Annotated in this window: 10 protein-coding genes; 7 read left to right on the plus strand and 3 right to left on the minus strand. The window is 60.2% G+C overall.

The window, feature by feature from the left end; genetic code table 11:
- The first annotated feature begins 84 nt into the window (after positions 1-84).
- From FHL16_RS28955 to FHL16_RS28965, 3 genes are all read left to right on the plus strand, one after another.
- Positions 85-1,233, plus strand: coding sequence for an aldose epimerase family protein (locus FHL16_RS28955; protein WP_077750015.1), 1,149 nt, complete (start codon positions 85-87; stop codon positions 1,231-1,233).
- Between the two features lie 112 nt (positions 1,234-1,345).
- The gene (locus FHL16_RS28960) at positions 1,346-2,167 is read left to right on the plus strand and encodes an aldo/keto reductase (RefSeq protein ID WP_077750016.1); all 822 of its coding nucleotides are present in this window, start codon (positions 1,346-1,348) and stop codon (positions 2,165-2,167) included.
- 30 nt (positions 2,168-2,197) lie between these two features.
- Complete coding sequence (locus FHL16_RS28965) at positions 2,198-2,668, plus strand: DUF1810 domain-containing protein (RefSeq protein WP_010458619.1); 471 nt, start codon at positions 2,198-2,200, stop codon at positions 2,666-2,668.
- Here the strand turns inward: FHL16_RS28965 and FHL16_RS28970 are convergent.
- Positions 2,633-4,993 carry a DNA polymerase II gene (locus tag FHL16_RS28970; RefSeq protein ID WP_177346261.1) on the minus strand — a complete coding sequence of 787 codons (2,361 nt, stop codon included), beginning with the start codon at positions 4,991-4,993 and terminating at the stop codon, positions 2,633-2,635. The two genes, FHL16_RS28965 and FHL16_RS28970, sit on opposite strands and share 36 nt — an antisense overlap.
- Positions 4,994-5,326: 333 nt before the next feature.
- Between FHL16_RS28970 and FHL16_RS28975 the strand changes: the two genes are divergently transcribed.
- A complete protein-coding gene (locus FHL16_RS28975; RefSeq protein ID WP_007944798.1) occupies positions 5,327-5,767 on the plus strand; it encodes a CBS domain-containing protein in 441 nt (146 codons plus the stop codon).
- A 130-nt stretch (positions 5,768-5,897) separates the two neighbouring features.
- Here FHL16_RS28975 and FHL16_RS28980 read toward each other — a convergent pair whose 3' ends face one another.
- Positions 5,898-6,521, minus strand: a complete 624-nt coding sequence (locus FHL16_RS28980) for a glutathione S-transferase (protein WP_010458616.1) — start codon at positions 6,519-6,521, stop codon at positions 5,898-5,900.
- Between the two features lie 159 nt (positions 6,522-6,680).
- On the opposite strand from FHL16_RS28980, the gene FHL16_RS28985 reads away from it, so the two are divergent.
- The 3 genes from FHL16_RS28985 to FHL16_RS28995 all read left to right on the plus strand — a co-directional run bounded on the left by FHL16_RS28985 (position 6,681) and on the right by FHL16_RS28995 (position 8,538).
- Positions 6,681-7,202, plus strand: a complete 522-nt coding sequence (locus FHL16_RS28985) for a DUF3455 domain-containing protein (RefSeq protein WP_010458614.1) — start codon at positions 6,681-6,683, stop codon at positions 7,200-7,202.
- Positions 7,203-7,294: 92 nt separating this feature from the next.
- Entirely contained in the window at positions 7,295-7,822 is a 528-nt protein-coding gene (locus FHL16_RS28990) for a sigma-70 family RNA polymerase sigma factor (protein WP_010458612.1), read from the plus strand.
- Complete coding sequence (locus FHL16_RS28995) at positions 7,819-8,538, plus strand: anti-sigma factor (protein ID WP_077750019.1); 720 nt, start codon at positions 7,819-7,821, stop codon at positions 8,536-8,538. Before FHL16_RS28990 ends, FHL16_RS28995 begins: the two co-directional genes overlap by 4 nt.
- 6 nt (positions 8,539-8,544) lie before the next feature.
- On the opposite strand, the gene FHL16_RS29000 is transcribed toward FHL16_RS28995, so the two are convergent.
- Complete coding sequence (locus tag FHL16_RS29000; protein ID WP_077750020.1) at positions 8,545-9,165, minus strand: isochorismatase family cysteine hydrolase; 621 nt, start codon at positions 9,163-9,165, stop codon at positions 8,545-8,547.
- Positions 9,166-9,417: the final 252 nt, after the last annotated feature.

A 9,417-nucleotide genomic window follows, 5' to 3' on the forward strand; every position in this document is an offset into this window, starting at 1 on the left:
AGCTATAAATCCTTCCTTGATCGACGATCAAAATCGGTTATTAGTATGACTACATTCCAAAAACAACAAAAAGGAAGGTCAACCATGCTGCACTCCCGACACCTGCTCTCCGGCCTCGGACTGTCCCTGATGATCGCCACTCTCCCCACTCAAGCGGCTGGCCTGTCCAGCGAACACAAAGCCTTCGGCAAGACCAACGACGGCACACCCGTCGAGCAATACGTCTTGCGCAACAGCCATGGCCTGCAAGCCACGATCATTACCTACGGCGGCATTTTGCAGTCGCTGAAGGTGCCGGACAAAAACGGCAAGCTCGACGACGTGGTGCTGGGTTTTGACGACGTTCAGGGCTATCAGAGCGGCACCGCTTACTTTGGCGCGACCATCGGGCGTTTCGGCAATCGCCTGGCCAACGGCGCGTTCGAACTGGACGGCAAACGCTATCAGGTGCCGCTCAACGACGGCTCCAACTCGCTGCACGGCGGCCCGCAAGGGTTTGACAAGCACGTGTGGAAAGCTCAGCCGAGCAAAGGCAAGGATTCGGTGGGCGTTACCCTGACCTATCTGTCGGCGGACGGCGAAATGGGCTTCCCCGGCAACCTCAAGACCGAGGTCACTTACAGCCTCACCGAGAACAATGAACTGCGCATCGACTACAAGGCCAGCACTGATAAACCGACCGTACTGAACCTGACCAATCACAGCTATTTCAACCTCGCCGGCGCGGGCAACGGGGATGTTCTGAAACAGCTCGTCACCCTGCATTCGACCCATTACACGCCGGTCACCGCCAAACTGATTCCGACCGGCGAACTGGCCCCGGTCGCGGGTACGCCGATGGACTTCACACAACCCACCGCCATCGGCAAAAACATCAAGGCCGATCACCCGCAACTGAAATTCGCCGAGCCGAAACAGGGCGGATTTGACTTCAACTGGGCCCTGGACGCCAAGGGTGATGTGGGCAAGCTGGCGGCCGATGTCAGCGACCCACTCTCCGGGCGCCGCTTGCAGCTCTACACCACTGAACCCGGCGTGCAGTTCTACACCAGCAACTTCCTCGATGGCTCGGTCAAGGGCAAGGGCGGCAAGGTTTATCCGCATTGGGGCGCGTTTACCCTCGAGACCCAGCACTACCCGGACTCACCGAACCAGCCGAACTTCCCGTCCACCCGACTTGACCCGGGCAAGACCTATACCCAGAGCACTGTGCTGAAGTTTTCGGCCCACTAAACATCCCCCCACAATCAAGCAGCTGCCGAGCAGCTGCTACACGTCCACGGAACCACCGGGGTATTCTGCTGCCAACTGGAGAGTATCTATCGATTCGAAAAAGGAGGTTTTCATGCGGACCCTCGAACTGGCCGGCGTCGACGTACCGGTCATCGGTCAAGGCACCTGGCGCATGGGCGAAGATCCCTCGCAACACAACAAGGAAGTTGCCGCGCTGCGCCTGGGCATCGAGCTGGGCATGACCCTGATCGACACCGCCGAGATGTACGCTGAAGGCGGCGCGGAGGAAGTGGTGGGTGAAGCCATAACAGGCCTGCGCGACAAGGTCTTCCTGGTCAGCAAGGTCTACCCGCACAACGCCAGCCGCAAAGGCATCCCCCAGGCCTGCGAACGCAGCCTGCGGCGCTTGAACACCGATTACATCGATTTGTACCTGCTGCATTGGCGCGGCCAGTATCCGCTCGAGGAAACCGTCGCAGCCTTCGAACGACTGCGAGAAGACGGCAAAATCGGCCGTTGGGGCGTGTCCAATTTCGACGTTGACGACCTGGAGGAATTGAACTCACCGGCCTGCGCTACCAACCAGGTGCTGTACAACCTGGAAGAGCGCGGCATCGAATTTGATCTTCTGCCCTGGTGTCAACAGCATCAGCAGCCGTTGATGGCATACTGTCCCATCGGTCAGGGAGGAACGATGCTGACCCATCCGGCGCTCAGGCAGATTGCCGCCCGTCACGCCGCGACGCCGGCTCAGATAGCACTGGCATGGATTCTGCGACAGACAGGCGTGATCGCCATCCCCAAAGCGGTCGCTCCTGAACATGTGCAACTGAATGCGCAGGCCGCACAACTGCGGCTCGACGACGAGGACTTGAAGGCGCTGGACCACGCGTTTCACGCGCCACAACGCAAGCACCGGTTGGCCATGGTCTAAGCCATCGCGGTACTGTCAGAGGGCTTCTGCATGAGAAGCACTGATCAGCTCGACGACTTCAATTTGCCACGCTTTGTGCAAGCACAAGACCCCGTGTTCGAGTGGGTCCGGGAAGAGTTGAAAGCCGGCCGCAAGCGCCGGCACTGGATGTGGTTTGTTTTTCCGCAGTTCGCCGGATTGGGCGGTAGCCAGATGTCTCGACATTACGCGATCCGCTCCCGCGAGGAAGCCGTGGCCTATCTTGAGCATCCAACGCTGGGCGCTCGACTGCGAACCTGCACTCAATTGGTCCTGGACATCAAACAACGCTCGATCGCCGAGATTTTTGGACACCCCGACAACCTCAAGTTTCACTCGTCGATGACCCTGTTCGCCCAAATCGCCCCCAAGGGCAGCGTGTTCCATAAGGCACTGGATCAATACTTTCACGGCATACGGGATGACTGGACGCTGCAGCTGCTGGACTCAAAACAAGCCCAGTTGCCCACCAATCAAGGTTGAAAAGTCGTCGTCCACGAAGGGCAGAATCGCATCCGCCACCGGTTGCAATTGCCGGGTGACGTAATGGTCGTAGTCGATGGGCGCGCTGCGAATCTCCAGCGGTTCGGGCCCGGCGACGCTGATCACGTAGCTGATCCAGCCGCCGTTCTGGTATTGCCGGGGGCGGCCCTGCTGGTCGTTGTAGTCATCGGCGATCCGCGCCGCACGGACGTGGGGCGGCACGTTGCGTTCATAGTCATCCAGAGTACGGCGCAGGCGCTTGCGGTAGATCAGGCGGTCGTCGAACTCGCCGGCCAGGGTCTTGCGCACGTAGTCGCGCACGTAATCCTGATAGGGCTGGCGATGGAAAATCCGTGAGTACAGTTCCTGCTGGAATTGCCGGGCCAGCGGCGACCAGTCGGTGCGCACGGTTTCCAGGCCCTTGTAGACCATTTCGTCAGTGCCATCGGCGCGGGTGACCAGCCCGGCGTAACGCTTCTTGCTGCCCTCCTCGGCGCCGCGAATCGTCGGCATCAGAAAGCGTTTGTAGTGGGTCTCGAACTGCAATTCCAGAGCGCTTTCCAGCCCGTATTCCTGTTGCACATGCTCGCGCCACCACTGGTTGACGTGGTCCACCAGCGCGCGGCCGATCTGCGCGGCCTCTTCCTGGCCGTGGGCACGACGCAGCCAGACGAACGTCGAGTCGGTGTCGCCGTAAATCACCGTGTGCCCCTGGGCTTCGATCAGCTGCCGGGTGCGCAGCATGATCTCATGGCCGCGCAAGGTGATGGACGACGCCAGACGCGTATCGAAGAAGCGACAGCCGCTGGAACCGAGCACTCCATAGAAGGCGTTCATGATGATCTTCAGCGCTTGCGACAACGGCGCGTTGTGCTCGCGCTTGGCGGTCTCGCGGCCTTCGGCTACCCGCGCGACGATCGCCGGCAGGCAATGCCGGGTCCTGGAAAAACGCGCACCGCGAAAACCCGGCACGGACTCGCTGTCTTCGGGATGCTGCAAGCCTTCGATCAGCCCGACCGGATCAATCAGGAAAGTGCGGATAATCGACGGATAGAGGCTTTTGTAGTCGAGTACCAGCACCGACTCGTACAAGCCCGGCTGCGAATCCATGACAAAACCGCCGGGGCTGGCCTGCGCGGGCTTGTTGCCCAGATTCGGCGCCACGAAACCCTGTCGGTGCATCAGCGGCATGTACAGGTGGGTGAACGCCGCCACCGAACCGCCACTGCGGTCCGCCGGCAAACCAGTAACGCTGGCCCGTTCCAGGAGGAAGGTCAGCAGCTCGGTCTTGGCGAAAATCCGCGTCACCAGCTCGCAGTCCTTGAGGTTGTACGTGGCGAGTGCCGGCTTGTCCTCGGCGAACATGCGGTTGATTTCGTCCATGCGCTGGTACGGCGTACTGATCGCCTTGCCCTCGCCGAGCAGGGTTTGCGCGACGTTTTCCAGGCTGAACGAGGGGAAGCTCCAGGTCGCCGAGCGCAGGGATTCGATGCCGTCGATGATCAACCGGCCGGCGGCGGAGGCGAAGTAATGGTTGCGGCTGCCGTGCTCGCGCCATTGCATTTCTTCGCCGCCGCGCCCCAGTTTCAGCGGTACACCCAGCTGACGGGCGTGCTGGTGCAGCACGCGCAGGTCGAACTGCACGACGTTCCAGCCAATGATCGCGTCGGGGTCATGGCGGGCGAACCATTCGTTGAGCTTTTTCAGCAGGACGGTTCGGGAGTCGCAGTAGTCGAGTTGGAAATCCACCGCGCTGTCATCGCCATTGGGCGGACCAAGCATGTAGACCTGGCGCTCGCCGCAGCCTTCCAGGGCAATGGAATACAACTCGCCCTGAGCCGTGGTTTCGATGTCCAGGGACACCAGCCTGAGGTTGGGCCGGTAGTCGGGAGCGGGTTTCATCTGCGCGTCGAGCAGCAGGCCTTCGGACCCTGGCGTGCCACCAAAAAGGACCGGCGCGGTGATGAAACGCTCCATCATGTAGCGTTCCGGCGGGCGCACGTCAGCTTCGAACATCTCGACGCCGGCTTTGCGCAGCGCGGTTTCCAGGCGCATCAACTGACCATGTTGCTGGCAATACAGGCCGAGCACCGGGCGGTGCTCGAAATCCTGAAGGGCCAATGGCTTGAGCTCGACATTTTTTTCGCCGCGCAAAACAGCCTCGGCTTGCTCGCGCCGGGCCGCCGGGATAAATGCCACCGACGGTTGATGTGGCAGACGGATACGTTGGGGACCGGCGTCGGTCGCCAGCCAGAACTCGACTTGCGTACCGGCCGGGGTGTCGCGCCAATGCCGGGTCAGGACGAAGCCCTGCTGTAAATCCACCACTGCAACCTCAAGATTTGATTCAAGCGGCAATTCTACGCGTCATCGCGGGGGATAGCCCTCTCTGAGCTGAATGCAACCCCTTTGGGAGCGAGCCTGCTCGCGATGGCGGTGCATCCGTCACCGCTTGTATTGGCCGACCCTGCGCTATCGCGAGCAGGCTCACTCCCACAGGGGGCTGAGTTCAGCCCATGGATCAGCGAAAAACTTCCGGTTAACCGAAGAAAATCCGTCGAATGACGTTTTTTGCGCGTTTTCTGCCGCTTTCCGCCTTGCCCTCGGCGCCTGGGTCTACGATTCTTCAATAACAACGACAACACCTGAGAAGCCATCATGAAAACCGTCGCCCAACTGCTCAAGTTGAAAGATCAGAAAAATCAGGAAGTGCACCAGATCAAACCCGATCACATGGTGCTCGAAGCCCTGATGAAGATGGCCGAAAAAAACGTCGGCGCCTTGTTGGTGGTGGAGAATGACGAAGTGCTGGGGATCATCAGCGAGCGGGACTACGCGCGCAAACTGGTGCTGCATGGCCGTTCTTCGGTGGGCACGCCGGTTCGCGACATCATGGTGTCGCCGGTGATCACCGTGGACACCCATCAAACCGTTGATACCTGCCTGGGCATCATGTCCGACAGACGCCTGCGCCACCTGCCTGTGGTGGAAAACGGCAAGTTGATCGGCTTGCTGTCGATCGGCGACCTGGTCAAGGAAGCCATCGCCGAACAGGCTGAATTGATTCGCCAGTTGGAGCAGTACATTCGCGGCGAGTGACTCTGAAATTACGCAGTTTCCCTGTGGGAGCGAGCCTGCTCGCGAAGGCGGTGTGTCAGTCGACACTTGTATTGACTGATCCACCGCCATCGCGAGCAGGCTCGCTCCTACATTTGATTTACGTGATTTTTCAGGTTGGCCAATGCCGGGCGAAAACCGGTGCCAGCGTCGGGTGGCGGTCGATTCGCGTCAGCCACGCATAAAAACCGGGTCGGGCATTGCGCAGATGCTCACGACTGCCCGCCCATCGCGTCACCACCGCCGCCAGCACATCCAGCGCCCCAGGCGTCTCGTCGTCCAGGTACAACTCGCCCGAGAACTGATCGGCAAACACCTCCCAACTCCAGTGCAACCGTCGACGGGCGCCGGCCATGAGGTTTTCCATGGCCGATTGATTCGGCTCGATCAGCCAGCGCTCGGGGTAATCGATGATGCCGATGGCCGCATAGCAATTGCTGACGATGTACACCAGGCCCCGGATCGCTTGATCACGCTCGGCGGGCGTGTTCGACAGCAGGTTTGACTCGGGAAACGCGAGCCCCAGATGTATCAGGATCGCCGCGCTTTCGGTGAGGACGCTGCCGTCGGGCAATTGCAAGGTGGGAATCTGCTTGAGCGGGTTGAGTTTCTCCAGGGCTTTGGCAGCCTCCGCAGACGACTCGACGTCGATAAAACGATAAGGGATTTCACAGAGTTCGAGGGCGGCCTCTATCGCGGCGGCGCCGGAATTCTGGTGTCCGTAGAGCTGGTACATAAGCACCCCCCTTCAAGAGTGTCTCTTTGTAGCATCTGATACTGACCATGCTGGAAAATTTCTTTTTATGCCACTGCATCCAAATCGCTTTCCGATGGGTAGTACCAGTAGCAGCCCCTGAGGCTGCCGAGCAGATTACTCATTTACGGAGCGCTATTCATGAATGCCAAACAGCTGATTTGCCTTGCCGGTTTGTTCGTCGCGGGCCCAATGGCCTACGCCCAGTCAGGTCTGCCCGACAGTATCAAGGTCCCGGACGGGCACAAGGTCGCCCTGGAAACCACCGGTGTCGGCGAGATCACTTACGAATGCCGTGACAAGGTCAATGCCGCCGGCCAGACCGAATGGTTCTTTGTCGGCCCCAAAGCGGTACTCAATGATCGCAGCGGCAAACAGGTCGGCACCTATTTCGGACCGCCCGCCACCTGGCAGGCGAAAGACGGCTCGAAAGTCACCGGCACTCAACTGGCTGTCGCGCCTTCGAGTCCGGGCAACCTGCCCTATCAATTGGTCAAGGCCAACCCGGCCGAAGGAAAAGGCGCAATGACCGGCGTCAGCTACATCCAGCGCGTCGCCCTCAAAGGTGGCGTGGCTCCGAGCGCTGAATGCTCGGCGGCCAACAAGGGCAAGCAAGAAATAGTGAAGTACCAGGCGGATTACATTTTTTGGGCGGCCAACTGAAACCAGGCCTGCGGGAAATTGGTCTACGCTGCTCAGCATTGGCCCCGGTCCGATGGCCCGGGGCTGCTGCCCATTATTGACGGCTGAACTCAGTGTCCTTACCCGAAACTCTTTTCGATTACGAAGCCCATATCGCCGCCTGCGCTCGCGGTGAGCGTCAGGCCCTGCGTGATTTGTATGTGCAGGAGAGTCCGCGCCTGCTGGGCGTTGCCAAACGCCTGGTGCGTGACACTGCGCTGGCGGAAGACATCGTCCACGATGCCTTCATCAAGATATGGAATGGCGCCGCGCAGTTCGACCCGGCGCGAGGATCGGCGCGGGGCTGGATATTCAGTTTGACGCGACATCTGGCCCTGAATTTCATCCGTGACAACAGCCGCGAGATTCAAGGTGATTTCGATGGGGTGGACGACACGGCAACCTTCGATGCCCAGGCTCATTCCGGGCGCATTCATCAGTGCCTGGAACAACTGGAGCCTGCAAGGCGCGCCTGTATCCTGCATGCCTACGTCGACGGATATTCTCATACTGAAATCTCACACAAACTCGGCACCCCGCTGGGCACCGTCAAAGCCTGGATCAAGCGGAGCCTGACGGCACTGCGGGAGTGCATGGGATGATCAGCAAACCGACGAATGAAACCCCGGAAGAACTCGACGAACTGGCCAGCGAATATGTGTTGGGCACCCTGTCCGCAGAGCTTCGCACCCAGGTCCGACAGCGCCTGCGCGACGAACCTGATTTGCGGGCCGCCGTGGACGCCTGGGAGCGTCGCCTGCTCGGCCTGACCGATCTGGCAGAACCTCACCCGCCGTCACCCTACCTTTGGCAGCGTATCGAGCGCAGCGTGAACAAGGTGACACGGCCACCGTCGCTCATCGCGGCTCAGTCTTTATCCTGGTGGAATCTGTTGCCGCTCTGGCGCGGGCTCGCCGGTGCAGGGCTGGCGGCCACGTTGCTGCTCGGCGCATTGATGCTGACGCAAACCACCGTCAAGCCTACCTACCTGGTGGTGTTGGTCGGTCCTCAGGACAAGGCACCTGGCTGGGTGATCCAGGCCAGCAACCCGAGGGAAATCCAGCTGATTCCGCTGGGTGTCATTGAGGTCCCGGCCGACAAGGCGCTCGAGTTCTGGACCAAGGCCGATGACTGGCAAGGACCGGTGTCTCTGGGCTTGGTCAAACCGGGACAGACCCTATCGATTCCGCTCGACAAATTGCCGCCACTGCAACCCAATCAACTGTTCGAGCTGACCCTGGAAAATCCGCAGGGCTCACCGATCGGCAAGCCGACCGGGCCGATTCAATTCATCGGTCGGGCAGTGAAAGTCATCTGAGCGCGATCAACCGAGCGCCGCGATCAACTCCGCCGTCGTGACAATCGAGTGGGCATACGTCGGTCCATTGATCTCATGCGCGGCGTGCATGGCCTCGGCACTGAACGCGGCCGTGGCGTCGCGCACCAGCGTGACGTGATAGCCCAGTTCGGCGGCGAACCTGGCGGTGCTTTCGATGCACGTATTGGCGAGCATCCCCACCACCACAACCTTGTTGATCCCGTGCTGTTTGAGCAGATAGTCCAGATCGGTGTTGGCAAAACCACTGCCGCCCCAGTGTTCCTTGACGATCACGTCACCGGCCTGTGGCTGGAAATCCGGGTGCCATTCCCCGCCCCAGGTTCCGGCGGCAAATACTTGCGCACGGCTGGCGCCTTGTTGATAGGGACTGGGGTGTTTCCAGCGCGCCAGTTCATCGGGCTCGGCGCGGTGATGCGGAACATAGAAAACCTGGATGCCGGCCTTGCGAACAGCCGCCACCACGGTTTTCAGGTTGGCCAGCGTACCGACGCTGTCAGCCACCGGTTGAGCGCGGCCATGCAGTTTGCCGCCTTCGCTGAGGAAGTCGTTGTAAGGATCCACCAGCAGCAGGCCGGTGTGCTCGGGAGCATGGGAACTGGCACTCATGATCGACTCCTCGAAGGTAAAGGCACGCGCCAGCTATCCAGTGTAGAAGCGCCGATCGACCCCGCCGCCGCCATCCGACGACTGAACCATCACGCCCGCGTGAGGGGGAACGTGTCACCTATCAATGCCGTCGATGTTCACCATCACCTCAATGAAGTTCTCATAAAAAATCCGCGGCGTAACATCGCCTCCATACCAAACAACTACACCCCGGAGCACACCATCATGAAACGCCAAATCCTTCTCAGCATC

The organism is Pseudomonas sp. FSL W5-0299, from assembly GCF_005930655.1.
GTDB classification, from domain to species: Bacteria; Pseudomonadota; Gammaproteobacteria; order Pseudomonadales; family Pseudomonadaceae; genus Aquipseudomonas; species Aquipseudomonas mandelii.

What these genes read in the sequence shown, in the direction of transcription:
- FHL16_RS28955 (WP_077750015.1), top strand. Translation starts at nt 85, where the DNA reads ATGCTGCACTCCCGACACCTGCTCTCCGGCCTCGGACTGTCCCTGATG.
- FHL16_RS28960 (WP_077750016.1), top strand. Translation starts at nt 1,346, where the DNA reads ATGCGGACCCTCGAACTGGCCGGCGTCGACGTACCGGTCATCGGTCAA.
- FHL16_RS28965 (WP_010458619.1), top strand. Translation starts at nt 2,198, where the DNA reads ATGAGAAGCACTGATCAGCTCGACGACTTCAATTTGCCACGCTTTGTG.
- FHL16_RS28975 (WP_007944798.1), top strand. Translation starts at nt 5,327, where the DNA reads ATGAAAACCGTCGCCCAACTGCTCAAGTTGAAAGATCAGAAAAATCAG.
- FHL16_RS28980 (WP_010458616.1), bottom strand. Translation starts at nt 6,521, where the DNA reads ATGTACCAGCTCTACGGACACCAGAATTCCGGCGCCGCCGCGATAGAG.
- FHL16_RS28985 (WP_010458614.1), top strand. Translation starts at nt 6,681, where the DNA reads ATGAATGCCAAACAGCTGATTTGCCTTGCCGGTTTGTTCGTCGCGGGC.
- FHL16_RS28995 (WP_077750019.1), top strand. Translation starts at nt 7,819, where the DNA reads ATGATCAGCAAACCGACGAATGAAACCCCGGAAGAACTCGACGAACTG.
- FHL16_RS29000 (WP_077750020.1), bottom strand. Translation starts at nt 9,165, where the DNA reads ATGAGTGCCAGTTCCCATGCTCCCGAGCACACCGGCCTGCTGCTGGTG.